Annotated in this window: 6 protein-coding genes; 4 read left to right on the top strand and 2 right to left on the bottom strand. The window is 72.1% G+C overall.

The genetic code is table 11. The annotated features are described in order from the left end of the window. Positions 1–389 precede the first annotated feature (389 nt). The 4 genes from WMF42_RS36945 (at position 390) to WMF42_RS36930 (ending at position 15,876) form a co-directional block, all read left to right on the top strand. Positions 390–5,612 (top strand): amino acid adenylation domain-containing protein, encoded by a 5,223-nt coding sequence (locus tag WMF42_RS36945; RefSeq protein WP_437687805.1) that lies wholly within the window; start codon positions 390–392, stop codon positions 5,610–5,612. Next, positions 5,599–11,028: a type I polyketide synthase gene (locus tag WMF42_RS36940; RefSeq protein WP_437687803.1), complete on the top strand. Its 5,430-nt coding sequence runs from the start codon at positions 5,599–5,601 to the stop codon at positions 11,026–11,028. The genes WMF42_RS36945 and WMF42_RS36940 overlap by 14 nt, the downstream gene beginning before the upstream one ends. Positions 11,029–11,140: 112 nt before the next feature. Then, positions 11,141–11,539: a YybH family protein gene (locus tag WMF42_RS36935; RefSeq protein ID WP_148313982.1), complete on the top strand. Its 399-nt coding sequence runs from the start codon at positions 11,141–11,143 to the stop codon at positions 11,537–11,539. Positions 11,540–11,685: 146 nt separating this feature from the next. Continuing rightward, positions 11,686–15,876: an ATP-binding protein gene (locus tag WMF42_RS36930; RefSeq protein ID WP_437687801.1), complete on the top strand. Its 4,191-nt coding sequence runs from the start codon at positions 11,686–11,688 to the stop codon at positions 15,874–15,876. A gap of 56 nt (positions 15,877–15,932) precedes the next feature. Here the strand turns inward: WMF42_RS36930 and WMF42_RS36925 are convergent, their stop codons facing one another. Both WMF42_RS36925 and WMF42_RS36920 read right to left on the bottom strand, forming a co-directional pair. Next, positions 15,933–16,349 (bottom strand): nuclear transport factor 2 family protein, encoded by a 417-nt coding sequence (locus WMF42_RS36925; RefSeq protein ID WP_061614382.1) that lies wholly within the window; start codon positions 16,347–16,349, stop codon positions 15,933–15,935. Further along, positions 16,268–17,062: a hypothetical protein gene (locus WMF42_RS36920; RefSeq protein WP_437687799.1), complete on the bottom strand. Its 795-nt coding sequence runs from the start codon at positions 17,060–17,062 to the stop codon at positions 16,268–16,270. Before WMF42_RS36920 ends, WMF42_RS36925 begins: the two co-directional genes overlap by 82 nt. Between the last annotated feature and the right edge of the window lie 101 nt (positions 17,063–17,163).

Below are 17,163 nucleotides of genomic sequence, written 5' to 3'. Positions count from 1 at the left end.
GGGAGCGATCGCCTCATGACGCAGCGCCGCGACCACATGCCCCTCCACGCCGAAAAAAGCCGTACGTCCCGCTTGACCTTCATTCCGCGGTTGTGTGTAATCGGCTGCGCTGCGAATAGCCTTGAATTGTGGACCGTCACCCTGCCACGGCGTCGATGGACTCGCCCATCGAAGCGTGAGTACCAGTGTGATGCAGCATGGTATCCGTGCCGACCGCGCCCCTGAAACGTCGGGGGCGCGCCCGTGTCACCGGCTGCCGCCCTGGAGCTCACTCCGGTGCTCCTGGGACGGTTCTGAATGAGATGCGTGACGCCCTCGCGTCGCTGCTCGGGCTCGCACACGGCGGCTGATGTTCTGCCCCTGAAGAGACTCCTACCACCACACACGACATGACCTATCACGACTTCAGCTCCGAGGACGCCAGCATTCACCGCTCGTTCGAGCTCCAGGCCGGGCGCACGCCCGGCGTCGTGGCCGCATCCTTCGGCCCTGACCGGCTCACCTATCAGGAGCTGAATCGCCGCGCGAACCAGCTCGCGCACCACCTGAGGAGCCTGGGCGTCGGCCGCGACGTCCTCGTCGCGCTCTGCGCCGAGCGCTCCCTGGAGGCGCTCATCGGGCTGCTCGCGGCGCTCAAGGCCGGCGGCGCCTATGTCCCTGTCGACCCCGCGTACCCGCGGGAGCGGGTCGCCTTCATGCTCGAGGACGCCGGGGCGCCCGTCCTGCTCACCCAGGCGCGGCTGCTCCCGTCGCTGCCGCGCCACGGGGCGCGCGTGGTCCTCCTGGACGGCGATCGCGATCTGACCGCGGGCTTCAGCGGCGAGGACCCGCCGGACACCACGGGCCCCGACGACCTCGCCTACGTCATCTACACGTCGGGCTCGACCGGCAGGCCCAAGGGCACGCTGCTGACGCACCGCGGCCTCACCAACCTCACCCGCGCGCTGGCCGAGCGATTCGACGTGGCGCCGGGCTGCCGCGTGCTCCAGTTCGCGTCCCTCAGCTTCGATGCGTCGGTCTGGGAGATCGCGATGACGCTCGCCCGGGGAGGCACCCTGGTGATGGGGGCGCAGGCCGAGATGATCCCCGGGCCCGCGCTGCTCGATCGGATGCGCGCGGAGGAGGTGTCGATCGCGACCTTCCCCCCCTCCGCGCTCGCCGCCTTCCCCGAGGGCGCGGAGCGCTCGCTGCCCGCGCTCCGGACCCTCATCGTCGCCGGCGAGACCTGCCCGGCCGACCTCGCCGCGCGCTGGGCGCAGGGGCGCAGGTTCATCAACGCCTACGGTCCCACCGAGTTCACCGTGTGCGCCACGATGGCCGACGGGCTCGACCCGGTTCGGGACCCCGGCGAGCCCCTCTCCATCGGCCGGCCGATCAGGAACGCGCGCTGCTACGTGCTCGACCATGCCATGCGCCCGGTCCCGGACGGCGAGGCCGGCGAGCTCTACCTCGGTGGACCCGGGCTGGCCCGGAGCTACCTGGGACGGCACGAGCTCACGGCGGCGCGGTTCGTCCCCGATCCGTTCAGCTCCACCCCGGAGGCCCGGCTCTACCGCACGGGGGACGTGGTGCGCCGCCTGCCCGGCGGCGATCTCGCCTTCCTCGGGCGCGTCGACCAGCAGGTGAAGATCCGCGGCCACCGCGTCGAGCTCGGCGAGATCGAGGCCGCGCTTGGGCGCCACCCCGCCGTCCGCGCGGCGGTGGCCGTCGCCAGCGAGGGCCGCCTCGTCGCCTACGTCGTCGCGCGCCCGGACGCGCCGGACGCGCCCCCGGCCGCCCCCCGGGCCGTCGTGCCCGCGCTGCGCAGCTTCCTCCGCGAGAGCCTCCCCGAGGTCATGATCCCGTCGACGTTCGTGCTGCTCGACGCGCTGCCGCTCGGCCCCAGCGGGAAGGTGGACCGCGCGGCCCTGCCGCCGCCGGACGCCGCCCGGCCCGATCGCGGCGACGGCGAGCCCCTCGCGCCGCGCAACCAGATCGAGGCGGCGATCGCCGCGGCGTGGGCCGAGGCGCTCGGGATCGAGCACCTCGGCGTCCACGACGACGTCTTCGACCTCGGGGCGCACTCGCTGCTCGCCGCGCGGGTGCTGTCGCGGCTGCGCCGCGCGCTCGGCGTCGAGCTCTCCCTGCAGAGCCTGTGCGACGCCCCCACGGTCGCCGCGCTGGCCGAGCTCGTGGAGTCGCTCCCCCGGCCGAAGCAGCGCCCGGCCGCCGCGGCCATCCGGCCTGCGCCGCGCGACCGGCCCATCCCCCTCTCGCACGGGCAGCGGCAGATCTGGCTCCACGCCTCGCTCCACCCGGGCGCGCTGTTCTACAACGAGCCGTTTTCCCTGCGCCTCCGCGGGCACCTCGACGTCCCGGTCCTGGGGCGCGCCCTCGACGAGCTCCTCAGGCGCCACGAGATCCTGAGGAGCGTCGTCGCGGTCGTCGGCGGCGAGCCCGTGCAGCAGATCCTGCCCCCGGCGCCGCTCGATCTGCCGGTCGTCGAGCTGACCGCGCTGCCGGCCGAGGCGCGGTGGGGGCGCGCCGTCGCGCTCGCCACAGACGAGGCCCGGCGCCCGTTCGATCTCGCCCGCGGCCCGCTGCTCCGGGCCACGCTGGTCCGGCTCGACGAGGCCGACCACGTGCTGTTCGTGGTGGTGCACCACATCCTGATGGATGGAGTCTCCATCTTCGACGCGCTCCCGAGGGAGCTCCACGCGCTCTACCAGGCGTTCGCCGCGGGCAGGCCGTCGCCGCTGCGCGAGCGCGCGATCCACTACGCCGATTACGCGGTCTGGCAGCGGGAGCAGCAGCTGAGCGGCGCCCTCCAGCCGCAGCTCGATTACTGGAGGCGACAGCTCGCCGACCTGCCCACCCTGGAGCTGCCGACCGACAGGCCGCGCCCGGCCGCCCCGAGCCTCGCGGGGGCCCGCCACTGCGTCGCCCTGTCGCGGGAGCTCACGCTCCGGCTGAAGGCGCTGGCCAGGGAGCAGGGCGTCACGCTCTTCGTGGTCCTGCTCTCGGCCTTCAAGGCGATGCTCTACCGGTACGCGCGGCAGGACGAGGTCGTCGTGGGCACGTCCGCGTCGTGCCGCCACCCGCCGGAGACCGAGGACCTCCTCGGCTTCTTCCTGAACACGCTCGTGCTGCGCACCGACCTGCGCGGCGACCCGACGTTCCGGCAGCTGCTCGGGCGCGTGCGGGCGGTGAGCCAGGCCGCGCTCTCGCACCAGGACGTGCCGTTCGCCAGCGTCGTGCAGGCGCTCCAGCCGAAGCGGGTCCCCGGCCAGAACCCGCTGTTCCAGGTCGCCTTCGTGCTGGAGCCGCCCGTGCCGGCGCTCGATCCGGGCTGGACCCTGAGCCAGCTCGACGTGGACACGGGCGCGTCCAAGTTCGACCTGATGCTGGAGCTCGACGAGCGCGAGGACGGCATCATCGGGCGCATCGAGTACAGCACCGCGCTGTTCGACGCCCGCACCATCGAGCGGATGGCGGGCCACTACGAGGCCCTGCTCGAGGGCGCGTCGCGCGACGTCGATCTGCGCCTCTCGGCGCTGCCGCTGCTCACGCCCGAGGAGCGGAGCGCGCTCCGCGCGTGGGGCACCGCCCCGGCCGGCCCCGGGTCGGACGCGTGCATTCACCGCCTCTTCGAGGCCCAGGTCGAGCGCTCTCCCGAGGCCGTCGCGGTCGTCTTCGACGACGGCGCGGGCAACGTCACGTCGCTCACCTACCGGGAGCTGAACCGGCGGGCCAACCAGCTCGCGCACACCCTGCTCGGCCTCCGCGCGCCGGGGGCGCCGGGGCCCGGGGCCGCGCCCGGCCCCGACGAGGGGGCCCTCGCGCGCACCGACGAGGGCGCCCTCGCGCCCGAAGACCGCGTGGCCGTGTGCATGTACCGGTCGATCGAGATGATCGTCGCGCTCCTCGGCGTGCTGAAGGCGGGCCTCGCCTTCGTGCCCCTGGATCCGACCTACCCCACCGAGCGCCTCGCGTTCATGCTGGAGCAGGCCCGGGTCCGCGTGATGCTCACCCAGGTGCGCGTCGGCGCGGTGCTGCCGGGGTGCCGCGCGCGCGTCCTCTGCCTGGACGCGGATCCCGAGGAGATCGGCCGGGCGCGCGACGATAACCCGACGGAGCTGGCGACGCCGGACCAGCTCGCCTATGTCATGTACACGTCGGGCTCCACCGGCCGGCCCAAGGGCGTGGCCGTGCCGCACCGGGGCGTGGCCCGGCTCGTCAAGGGCACGACGTACGCGCGCTTCGCGCCGGACGAGGTCTTCCTGCAGCTCGCGTCGATCTCTTTCGACACGTCGCAGTTCGAGATCTGGGGCGCGCTCCTCAACGGCGGCCGGCTGGTCGTCATGCCCCCCGCGCCCGCGTCGCTCGACGACCTGGATCGCGTGATCCGGCAGCACGGGGTGACCACGGTGTGGCTCACCGCCGGCGTCTTCCACCTCCTCGTGGACGAGCGGATCACGGCGCTGCGCGGCCTGCGCCAGATCGTGGCCGGGGGGGACGTCCTGTCCCCGCAGCACGTCAACCGGGTCCTCGCCGAGCTCCCGGGGTGCCGGATGATCAACGGCTACGGGCCCACGGAGGCCGCGACGTTCGCCTGCTGCGCCGCGGTGGAGCGCCCGGTCGGCCACACGGTGCCCATCGGAAGCCCGATCCCCGGCACGAGGGTGCACGTGCTCGACCGGGATCTCAACGAGGTCCCGGCCGGCGTCCCCGGGGAGCTCTGCATCGGCGGAGAGGGCCTCGCGCGCGGCTACCTCGATCTGCCGGAGCTCACCGCGGAGCGGTTCATCCACGATCCCATCGGCGGCGAGCCGGGAGGGCGGCTGTACCGGACCGGCGATCGCGTCCGCCTGATGCCGGACGGGCAGCTCGAGTTCCTCGGCCGCATGGATCAGCAGGTCAAGGTCCGCGGTTACCGGATCGAGCTCGGCGAGATCGAGGTGGTCCTCGGCGAGCACCCGGCCGCGCGCGAGGTGGTCGTGGTGGCGCAGCCGGCGCGCTCGGGCGACCGGCGCCTCGTGGCGTACGTCGTCCCGCACGGCGGCAGGGCCGCGGCGCCGCCCGCGCAAGCCGGGGCCCGCGCGCGCCCGTTCATGGCGGATCCGACCGGCGGGCTCGAGCGTGCGATCCGCGATCACGCGCAGCGGCGGCTGCCCGACTACATGCACCCCTCGGCCATCGTGCTGCTCGACGCGCTGCCCCTCACGGGCAACGGCAAGGTGGACCGCCGCGCCCTGCCGGCCCCCGTCGAGCTCCGCCCCGAGAGCGCGCCCATGGTGGCGCCGCGGAGCTCGCTCGAGGAGCGGCTCACCGCGATATGGCAGGACGTCCTCGGCATCGAGCGCGTGAGCGTGCAGGACAACTTCTTCGATCTGGGCGGCCACTCGCTGCTCCTGATGCGCCTCCACGAGCGCGTCCGGGAGTCGTTCGGCAGCGATCTCTCCATCGTCGATCTGTTCGCGCGCCCGACGGTCACCGATCTCGCCGCGTTCCTCGCGAGCGGCAGCGGCGGCGGGAGCGACCTCTCGGAGGCCGACGCCCGGGCGCTGAAGCAGCGAGAGATCCTGAAACGAAAGAAGCAGGCAGCCAAGAGCAGACAGAATGGATCCGCTTGATCAACCCGTCCCGGAGGACCAAATCGCGATCATCGGGATGGCCGGCCGCTTCCCGGGCGCGAGGAGCGTCGACGCCTTCTGGCAGAACCTGCGCGATGGGGTCGAGTCGATCGCGGCGCTCTCGGATCAGGATCTCGCCGCGGCGGGCGTGCCCCCGGAGGTGGCCTCGGACCCGAGCTACGTCCGCGCGCGGGCCGTGCTCGACGAGGTGGAGTGGTTCGACGCGGCCTTCTTCGGGATGACCCCGCGAGAGGCCGAGATCCTGGATCCGCAGCACCGCTTCTTCCTGGAGTGCGCGTGGGAGGCGCTCGAGCACGCCGGGTACAACCCCGAGGCGTTCAAGGGGACCATCGGCGTCTACGCGGGCGCGAGCGGCCACGACACGTATTTCCTGAGCAACCTTTACCCGAGCCACGAGCTCAGGAAGGCGATGGACTATCAAGTCTACGTCGCCAACGACAAGGACTTCCTGCCCACGCGGACCTCGTACAAGCTGAACCTCCGCGGGCCGAGCGTCGCGGTCCAGACCGCCTGTTCCACCTCGCTCGTGGCCGTCCACATGGCCTGCCAGGCGCTGCTCACCTACCAGTGCGACATGGCGCTGGCCGGCGGCGTGGCCATCAACGTCCCCACGCGGTCGGGTTACCTGTACCGGCACGGCATGATCCTCTCGCCCGACGGGCGCTGCCGCGCGTTCGACGCCGAGGCGCAGGGGACGGTGGTCGGCAACGGCGCGGGCGTCATCGTGCTGCGCCGGCTCGAGGACGCCCTCGACAGCGGCGACCACATCGAGGCGGTGATCCGGGGCTCGGCCGTCAACAACGACGGCTCGGGCAAGATCGGGTTCACCGCGCCGGGCGTGGAGGGGCAGGCGCAGGTCATCGCGCAGGCCCTGGCGATGGCGAACACCGATCCCGAGACGATCAGCTACGTGGAGGCCCACGGCACCGGCACGCGCCTCGGGGATCCCATCGAGGTCGCGGCGCTCACCCGGGCGTTCCGCGCCCGGTCCCGCGGCCAGCGCAAGGGCTGGTGCGCGCTCGGCTCGGTCAAGCCGAACGTCGGGCACCTCGACGTCGCCGCCGGCATCACCGGCGTGATCAAGGTCGTGCAGGCGCTCCGCCACCGGCAGATCCCGGCCAGCCTGCACTTCAAGACGCCGAACCCGGAGATCGACTTCGCGAACAGCCCGTTCTACGTCAACGCGGCGCTCGCGGACTGGGAGCCCGGCGACGGGCCCCGCCGCGCCGGCGTGAGCTCGTTCGGCATCGGCGGCACCAACGCCCACGCCATCCTCGAGGAGGCGCCCCACGCGGCGGCGGCGCCCGGCGGGCGGTCCTGGCAGCTCCTCCTGCTCTCCGCCCGCACGAGGACCGCGCTCGACACGATCACCGAGAACCTCGTCGGGTACCTCAAGGCGCACCCGGACGTCAGCCTGCCGGACGTCACGTTCACGCTCCAGGTCGGCCGCAAGACGTTCCCGCACCGGCGCATGCTCGTCTGCAACGACGCAGACGAGGCGGTGAGCCTGCTGTCGACGCTCGGGGAGCGGCGGGTCCTCGCGCACGTCGAGGAGGCCATCGATCGCCCGGTCGTCCTCATGTTCCCGGGGCAGGGCACGCAGTACGCCGGCATGGCGCGGGAGCTGTACGAGCGGGAGCCCACGTTCTGCGCCGGCGTCGATCTCTGCGCGGCCATGCTCCAGCCCGAGCTCGGGTTCGATCTCCGCGAGGTGATCTACCCGCCCCCGGGGCGGGAGGCGGCGGCCGCGGAGCTGCTCAAGCAGACGCGCTTCGCCCAGCCCGCGCTCTTCGTGATCGAGTACGCGCTCGCCACGCTCTGGATGGAGTGGGGCATCCGGCCCGCGGCGATGATCGGCCACAGCCTCGGCGAGTACGTCGCGGCCTGCCTCGCGGGCGTCTTCTCGCTGGAGGACGCGCTGAAGATCGTCGCCCGGCGGGGCAAGCTGATGCAGGAGATGCCGCCGGGCGCGATGCTCGCGGTCCCGCTGCCCGAGGCCGAGGTGCAGCCGCTGCTCGACGAGGGGGGCGGCGCGCTCTCGCTCGCGGCCGTCAACGGGCCGGCCGCCTGCGTCGTGGCCGGGCCCGAGGACGCCGTCGAGGCGCTCTCCGACCGGCTCTTCGCCGAGCGCGAGCTGGAGTGCACGCGCCTCCAGACGTCGCACGCGTTCCACTCCCGGATGATGGAGCCGATGCTCGCGTCGTTCACCGCGATCGTGGCCCGCGCGCGCCCGAGCGCCCCGAAGATCCCGATCGCGTCGAACGTCACCGGCACCTGGCTGTCCGCGGCCGACGCGCAGGACCCCGGGTACTGGGCGAGGCACGTGCGCGAGCCGGTGCGCTTCATGGCGGGGCTCGGCGAGGTGCTCGCCGATCCGACGCGCGCCCTGCTCGAGGTCGGCCCGGGCCGGGTGCTCGCGACCCTGGCCAAGCAGCACCCCGCGCGGGGCGCCCGCCGGGTGATGCTCTCGTCGATCCGGCACGTCCACCACCGCCAGTCCGACATCGGGTTCCTGCTGGAGACGCTGGGCCAGCTCTGGCTCTCCGGCGTCCGCGTCGACTGGTCGGGCTTCTACACCCACGAGCCCCGCCGGCGCGTGCCCCTGCCGACCTACCCGTTCGAGCGGAAGCGGTACTGGATCGACCCGCCCTCGAGCGCCGCGCGCCGGCCGGCGCGCAGCGCGCCGGAGCCGGCCGGCCTGATCCACCTCCTGGCCTGGAAGCGCTCGGTGCTGTCGGGGTCGATGAAGGCGTCGGCCCGGCCGGCCAGGGCGCAGTGCTGCGTCGTCTTCGCCGACAGCTACGGGCTGGGCGCCCGGATGGAGATGCGGCTCCGCCGGGACGGCTACAAGGTCATCACCGTGCGGCCGGGCGAGGGCTTCGCCGAGACGGGCGAGGGCGAGTTCACCGTCGCCCCCGCGAGCCGCGCGGACCACGCATCCCTCTTCGGCGCGCTGCGCGCGGCGGGCGTGTCCCCCTCGCGCGTCATGTTCCTGTGGGGCGTGACCAAGCCCGCGCGCGCGCCGCTCGACGCCGGCCGCCTCGCGGAGGCCCAGCGGCTCGGGTTCGCCAGCCTCGTCGCGCTGGCCCAGGGGATCGGCGACGCGGGGATTCGCGACGAGGTGCGGCTCGGCGTCGTGACGAGCCACATGCAGAAGGTGACCGACGCGGCCGTGCTCTGCCCCGAGAAGGCCACGCTGCTCGGCCCGTGCGAGGCCATCCCCAGGGCGTACCCGAACGTCTCGTGCATCAGCGTCGACATCGACCTGCCGGAGCCGCGGACGCTGCAGGAGGCGAGGCTCATCGACCAGCTCCTCGCCGAGGTCACGCTGGAGCAGACCGAGCCCGTCATCGCCTACCGGAACGGGGAGCGCTGGGTCCGGATCTTCGAGCCCGCGCGCATGGACCGCGCCGAGGGCCTGCCGCCGCGCCTCCGGGAGGGCGGCGTCTACCTGATCGCCGGCGGGCTCGGGGCCGTCGGCTCCGCCCTCGCGGAGCACCTCGCGAAGGTCGCGCGCGCGAAGCTCGTGCTCGCGGGCCGGACGGCGCTCCCGCCCCGGGAGGCCTGGGACGGCCTCGCCGGCGCGGGCGCCTTCGACGCGCTACGCCGCAAGATCGGCGCGGTGCTCGAGATGGAGCGGCTGGGCGCCGAGGTGCTGCTCGTGACGGCCGACGTCACGCGGCTCGACGACATGCAGCGCGCGGTGGCCGAGGGGCTCCAGCGCTTCGGGCGGATCGACGGCGTGATCCACGCGGCGGGCGCCCGCCGCGCCGTGCCCCTCCAGCGCATGACGCGCGAGGAGGGCGAGGCGCTCCTCGCCCCGAAGCTCGACGGCGCGCTCGTCCTCGACGAGTCGCTCCGGGGCCTCCGGCCCGATTTCGTCGCGCTGTGCGCCGCGCGGACCGCGGGCGCCCGCGGGGCGGGCCTCGCGGGCCAGTGCGCCGCGACCGCCTTCCTCGGCGCCTTCGCGCAGCGGCGGGCCGCCGGTGACGGCCCGCTCACGATCGCGATCGAGTGGGACCCGTGGCAGCGGCAGGACGCCTCGCGCGGCAAGGATCCCGAGCCCGCGGCCGACTCGAGCGAGGGCGGCGCGGCCGCCGCGGAGGAGGGGATCTCGCGCGACGAGGCGCTCGACGCCTGGATGCGCGTCCTCACGAGCCCCACGCCCCACGTCCTGGTCCTGAAGCGGGAAGCGCAGGCCAAGCAGCGCCCCTCGGCCAGCTCGATCGCGCCGCCCTCGCGGGACGTCGAGTCCGAGGGCATCCCGAGATCGGTCCACCCGCGGCCCGACCTCGGCACGGCCTACGTGGCGCCGCGCGATCCGCTGGAGCGCGCCGTCGCCGAGACGTGGGAGAAGCTGTTCGGCATCGAGCGGATCGGCGTCCACGACGACTTCTTCGCGCTCGGCGGCGACTCGCTGCTCGCCGTCCAGCTCATCTCCCGGCTGCGCAGCGTCGTGAACATGGATCTCCCCGGCCACAGCCTGCTCAACGCGCCGACCGTGGCGGCCCTGGCCGAGCTCATCGCGCAGTCCGACTCGCCCTCCTCCACCTCGCTGTCGAGGCGCTCTCCCGCGCGCCTCTTGCCCGCGTCGCTCGTGCGGATCAAGCCCGGCACCGGGCGGCCGCTCTTCCTGATGCACCCGGTCGGAGGGCACGTTTACTTCTACCACGATCTCGCCACCTGCCTGGACCCGGCGCAGCCCGTGTACGGGCTGCAGGCGCAGGGCATCGAAGGCAAGGCGCCGCCCTTGACCCGCGTCGAGGAGATGGCCGCGCGCTACCTCGAGGCGGTACGGCGGCACATCCAGCCGGAGGGCCCCTACGTGCTCGGCGGGTCATCCTTCGGCGGGGTCGTCGCCTTCGAGATGGCGCACCAGCTCATCTCCGGGGGCGAGCGCGTCGCGCTTCTCATGATGATCGACACGCCCGCGCCCTCGGCGGTGTTCCCCGAGGATCTCGACACCCCCGAGCGCCTCGCCTACCTGATCAGCGGCGATGCGAGTCTCCCCGTCCCCGCGGAGGAGATCCGGCACCTCTCCCCGGACGAGCAGCTGCTCCACGTGCTCCAGCGCAAGAAGGGTGTCTCCCGGATGTTCCCGAAGCTGGCGCTCCAGGAGCTCGCCACGTTCCGCAAGATCGTCACCGCCAACCTGCAGGCGATGCTGCGCTATGTCCCCCGCCCCTACCCGGGTGACGTGCTCTTCTTCGAGGCGAGCGAGCGCGACGCCATGACCGTGAACAACCCGGCGCGGGGATGGCTCGATTTGATCCAGGGCCAGCTCACTGTCCACGAGGTCCCTGGCAATCACATCACCATGAATTTGCCGCCGAACGTGCAAGTCATGGCCGATCATCTGCGCGCGGCCCTCGAGGCGGCGGGACATCAGGGCTGATGTTGACGCCCGGCCGGCGGGCTCTTTACTATGGGTGTGGAGCGGCGACGGCGACGCCCCCGCGCGGTCGCGCGGGCTCGAGTGCGGCCAGGGCGCGCGGCGGAGGTGGAGAATGTCGAAGATCACCGCGGAGCAGGCGAGAGAGGAGCACGTCGCGCTCCTCAAGGCGTGGACGAAGGCGGTGGGGGCCGTCAAGGACTACGGCTTCCTCGATCGCCACCTGGCCGAAGGCTGGCGGTACGTCGATTACAACGGAGTGCAGCGCGGCAAGGACGAGTACCTGAAGCTCGTCGACAGCATGTTGACGTACACGCAGGAGCTCCGGCAGTGCGACGTGCGTATCGTCGGCGGGGACGTCGCTATCGTGAGCGGCGTCTACCGCTCGCGCGCCGAGCTCAAGGGCGGCGTCAAGCTCGATAACACCATCGCCTTCACCGCGGTCTGGGAGCTCAAGGGCGGTGAATGGAAAGCCCTCGTGCACCACACGACGAGGATCCCTGACGCGTCGTGATCGACGTCCGCGCCGACCGCGTCGACCGCGTCGAAGCGCTCCGGCGGCCGGCGCCTCGCCGGCGAGGCCGGAGGAAACGTTGACAGGGATCCTGCTTCGAGTACCGTACACTCAGGATCGTCCTATCGACGATCACCAGGGCTCTCATGGATCTTCGCCGGTTCCTCACGCACGCGGTGCAGATCGCATCTGCGCTGTCGAAACTTCATAAGTCAGGCACCCTTCACCTGGACATCCGCCCGGCGAACCTCTCCGTGCACCCGGAGAGCGGGGAGGTGTCGCTCGACGGTGGGCTGGCCGTGGTGCGCGGCGATCTCGGCCTCTCCGACGAGACGAAGATCAACCCGGAGTCGCTGCCCTACATCGCGCCGGAGCGGACGGGCCGCGTCGACTGGCCGATCGACGAGCGCGCCGATCTGTACTCGCTCGGCGTCACGCTGTACGAGCTGCTCTCCGGCAAGCTGCCGCTCGACGCCGAGGACGCGCCCGCGTGGGCGCACGCCCACATCGCGAGGGCCCCTGTGCCGCTCGCGGAGCTGGTGCATGACGCGCCCCGGATCGTCTCCGAGATCGTGATGAAGCTCCTCGCGAAGTCTCCGGAGGAGCGTTATCAGACCGCCCGCGGGCTCTGGTCGGATCTCCTCATGTGCCAGACCGAGCTGGAGGAGCTCAGGATGATCGACTCGTTCCCGCTCGGGACGGCCGACATCCCGGACCGGCTGCAGCTCCCGACGAAGATCTACGGCAGGAGGCGCGAGCGCGCGATCCTGCTCGAGGCGTTCGAGCGTGTGGTCGCCACGGGCACGGCCGAGCTCGTGCTCGTCGCCGGGTACTCGGGCGTCGGGAAGACCTCGCTCGTGAAGGAGGTGCAGGCGCCCATCGTCCGCGAGCGCGGGGCGTTCATCTCCGGGAAGTTCGATCAGCTCCAGCGCGACATCCCCTACCGCACGATCGCCCAGGCGTTCGGGGAGCTCGTCCGGCAGATCCTGACGGAGAGCCCGCAGTCGCTCGCGGGGTGGAAGCACCGGTTGAGCGACGCGCTCGGCGAGGAGGGGCGGGTCATCATCGACATCATCCCGCAGCTCTCGCTGATCCTCGGCGAGCAGCCGCCGGTGCCGCCGCTCGCGCCGAACGAGGCGCGCAGCCGCTTCGTCCGCGTGTTCCATGCGTTCCTCGGCGTGGTCGCGCGCAAGCGGCACCCGCTCGTGCTGTTCGTGGACGACCTGCAGTGGGCAGATCCCGCCAGCCTGAGGCTCATCCGCGACGTCGTCGCGGCGCCCGAGAAGCGGCACCTGCTCGTGATCGGGGCGTACCGCGACAACGAGGTGACCCCGTCGCACCCGCTCATGGAGGTGCTCCGGCAGATCCACGCCACGGGCGCGCGCGTCTCGACGCTCAGCCTCGACCCGCTCCCGCACGAGAACGTCCTCGAGCTCGTCATGGACACCTTCCGCTGCGAGGACGAGCTGGGGGCTCAGCTCACCAGGCTCCTCGTCCAGAGGACGGGCGGCAACCCGTTCTTCGTGGGCCAGTTCCTGACGGAGCTCTATCGCCAGAAGCTGGTCTGGGTCGATCCCGTGAGCGCCGTCTGGTGCTGGAACATCGAGGCCATCGCCGCGCAGAACCTGACCGACAACGTCGTCGACCTGGTGCTGGGCCGCCTCAGGCGGCTGGACGGCGAGACGCAGCGGGTCCTCTCCCTCGCCGCGTGCCTCGGCGCCCGCTTCGACGCCGAGGTCCTCTCGGCCATGTACGGCGAGTCGACCGAGACGACGCACGCCGCCATCTCCCCGGCCATCCGCGAGGGGCTCGTGGCGCGCCGAGGCAGCACGTACAAGTTCCTCCACGACCGCGTGCAGCAGGCCGCGTACCTGCTCATCCGCGAGGGCAACCACGCCTCGACGCACCTGCGCATCGGGCGCCTGCTGCTCGTCCAGACGCCGGAGGAGGCGCTGGAGGACCGGCTGTTCGAGATCACGAACCAGCTGAACATCGGCGCCTCCTTCATCACCGATCCGGGCGAGCGGCGCAGGACGGCCGAGCTGAACCTCCGCGCCGGCAGGAAGGCGAGGGCCTCCGGGGCCTACGGCTCCGCGGTGGCCTACTTCGCCGCGGGCTGCGCGCTGATCGGGGAGGACGACTGGGCGGGAGCCGACGATCTGCTCGCCTTCGCGATGCACCTCGATCTCGCCGAGAGCGCGTGCGTGAACGGGGAGTTCGATCGGTCCATCGACCTCTGCTCGGTGCTCCTCGAGCGCGCGCGCACGCAGCTCGACAAGGCGTCGGCCTACCGCGTCCTGATGCAGAACCACATGGCCCGGTCCGAGCACGACGCGTGCATCGGCGTCGGGCTGGAGTGCCTCGCGCTGCTCGGCATCAAGCTCGGGAGGCAGCCGGCCGACGAGGAGGTTGTCGCGGAGATCACGGCGCTGCGCGACGCGCTCCGCGATCGCACGGCCGACGAGATCCTCGGCCAGCCGAGGATGACGGCGCCGCCGATGCTCGCGGCGATGGGCGTGATGGCCGTGATGTACGCCTCGACCTTCTACACCGATCCGAACCTCAACGACCTCCTGGTCTGCCAGATGGTCCGGCTCAGCCTGCTCCACGGCAACGCGGAGCCGACCGGCATCGGGTACACGTGCCTCGGCAAGGCGCTCTGCCAGAAGCTCGGCGCGTACCAGGACGGCGACCGGATCGGCAGGGTGGGCTACGAGCTGACCGAGAAGATGAACGCGCTCGTCTACAAGCCCGAGGTGGCCAACCTCTATGGCTGTCTGATCTCGGTCTGGACGCGCCACATCGACACCGGGATCGCCTGCCAGCGCGTGAGCATCCAGGCCGCGAACGAGGTCGGGAACCTGACGTGGGGGAGCTTCAGCAACATCCAGCTCACCCTGAACTTGATCGTGCGGGGCGACCCGATCGAGGAGGCGTACAAGGGCGCGGTGAGCGCGCTCGACTACGCGACGAAGGCGAAGATCACGTTCGCCGCGGACGCCGTGACGAGCATGCTGCGCCTGCTCCAGGCGATGAGGGGCGCCACGCGCCACCTCGATACGATGAGCGCGGACGACTTCGACGAGCAGGCGTTCGAGGACCGCCTCGAGAAGGAGAGCTTCCCGAGCGTGCGGCTCGTCCATTACGTGATGAAGACCGCGCAGCACCTCCTGGCCTCCAACCCCGACGAGGCGGCCCTGGCCGCGGAGAAGGCGGAGCGCAACATCTCGGGGGGCAACGGGATGTTGTTCTCGGCCGAGTACCACTACTTCGGCGCCCTCGCCCGGGCGGCCCGCTTCTCCGGGGCCCCGGCCGAGGAGCAGGCCGGGCTCCGGCGGTCGCTCGCCGGCCACGAGGAGCAGCTGCGCGTCTGGGCCGAGAGTTGCCCCGACAACTTCGCCGGCAAACACGCGCTCGTAGCGGCGGAGCGCGCGCGCGTCGACGGCAGGCACGACGAGGCCGCGGCGCTCTACGATAAGGCGATCGTGGCCTTCCGCGAGTCCCGGTTCATCCACCAGGAGGCGCTCGCGAGCGAGCTCGCCGCCCGGTTCTACCTGGATCGCGGCTACAGCGGCCTGCCGGGGCTCTACCTGCGGGAGGCGGTGGCGTCGTACTCGCGCTGGGGCGCGAGCGAGAAGGTGAGGCAGCTCGAGCAGCGGCATGCGCTCGTCCTGAACCAGGAGCAGCGCCGCGCGACGAGCAGCGGCGTCATGACGATGGCGGCGGAGGCCATCGACGCGCAGACCGCGGTGAAGGTCTCGCGGTCGCTCTCGAGCGACATGACGCCGAAGGAGATGATGGAGTCGCTCATGCGGCTCGTCGTCGAGCACGAGGGGGCGGAGCGGTGCTGTCTCCTGCTCACCGGGGACGGCCTGCGGCTCGCCGCCGAGGCCGTGGTGGACCGCGACGGCATCAGCATCCGCGTGTACGAGCGGAGCACGGCGCCGCTCGCGACCCGCGTCCCGGCGTCGATCGTCAACTATGTCGAGCGGACGCGGGAGCGGGTGGTGCTCAGCGACGTCGGGGCGAGCGGCGCCTTCGCCGGGGACGAGTACCTCGTGCGCGAGCGGCCGAAGTCGGTGCTGTGCATGCCGCTCATGAAGAACCCCGGCGAGGTGGGCGGCCTCCTCTACCTGGAGAACCGGCTGGTCCACGGCGCGTTCATCCTGCGCCGGCTGCCGCTCCTCGAGTTCCTGGCCGCGCTGTCGCTGCAGAACACCGTGCTCCGCGGCGAGCTGGAGCAGGAGGCGCTGAAGGTCCAGCGGACCGAGGAGGCGCTGCGCCGGAGCGAGAGGGCGCTCCGGGATCTGGCGGAGTCGAGCGACGTCCCCACGTGAGGCGCGGGCCGCGCCGCCGCACCGGCGTGGTGTGGCGGCGCGGCGTTCAGGCGCTCTCAGGCGCTCTCGAGCACGTGGCCCACGCTGTCGAGGAACGGCCTGTCCGACACGGAGAGGTGGAGCTGCACGAACCGCCAGTGATCCCCGTGGCGCTCCACCGTGCAGGTCAGTCGGAGCGCGGGCAGGTCGAAGCGCACGCCGCCCATGGTGGCGTGGATACCGAAGCCGGCCGTCCCGGCGCACGCGGCCGCTCCCCCGGCCAGCAGACGCACCTGGACATCGCCGGTGATCCTGCACACGAGGTCCTTCAGGATCTCGCTCTGCCGCCGGAACGAGGCCTCGATCTCGGCCCAGCGCGTGAAGTGCAGCTTGTCGTGTGTGCCGTAGAAGATCAGGGCATCGTCACGTACGAACATGTCGCATAACGCGTCCACGTCGCCTCGCTCGAAGGCGCGCGCGAACTCGACGAGCATCTGGCGAACCGAATCTTCTGGACTTGCCGGCTTTCTCTCCGAGGACTCCATGCGCTCCGCTGCTCCCGTACCGATCCGAGCCTGATCTCGGCCGAGCATACAGCACCCCGGAGGCGACGCGCGACGCCCTGCGCGCGAAAGCGCTCGGAGCCCGGGCGGCTGCGCGCGACAAGGGTCGTCGCGGTCACGAACACGTAACACCACACGACCCCGACCAGCGCCAGCCGACCAGGTGCCCCCTCGAACCCCGGAACCCAGCTGACCAGAAACCCCACGAGCAGGAACAGCAGCCCCACGCCCTGCAGCCGCGCGATCGACATCCGCTTCAGGAGGGCGCCGACCGAGAGCGAGGGCAGGTACATGCTCAGGAGGTGCACCTGGATCACCCAGCTCGCCTGCTGGACCGAGCGCTGCTCGACGCCGCACATCTGGAGCGGCGTCGGCACCATGAGGAGGCTCATCACCAGGAAGGCGCCCGCGCCCATGGCCACCATGGGCCAGTACAGCGCGCGGGCGCGCGCGTCCGGCGCGGCGGAGGCCTCGGCGGCGCGCGCCTCCTGCGGCCCGTACGCCGCGAACGAGAGCGCCGCCATGAGCTGGAGCGCCGCGAGCATCAGCAGGGCAGCGGGCATGTACCTGGACGTCCGCCCCTCCAGCAGGCCGAAGCGCGAGATGCCGGGGACGATGCCAGCGGCGCTGGCGAGCTGGATCATGGTCAGCAGGCCCGGCGCCCTTGCTGCTCGGCTGCCCCTCGAGGATCGCGAAGCGATACTGCTGCACGAACGCGCCTTGCAGACCGACGCCGCAGACCGCC

The sequence above is a fragment of the Sorangium sp. So ce176 genome, from assembly GCF_051519835.1.
Lineage (GTDB): Bacteria > Myxococcota_A > Polyangia > Polyangiales > Polyangiaceae > Sorangium > Sorangium cellulosum_G.
Note: the sequence above shows the minus strand (reverse complement) of the source record. Positions and strands in the feature narration are given on the sequence as shown.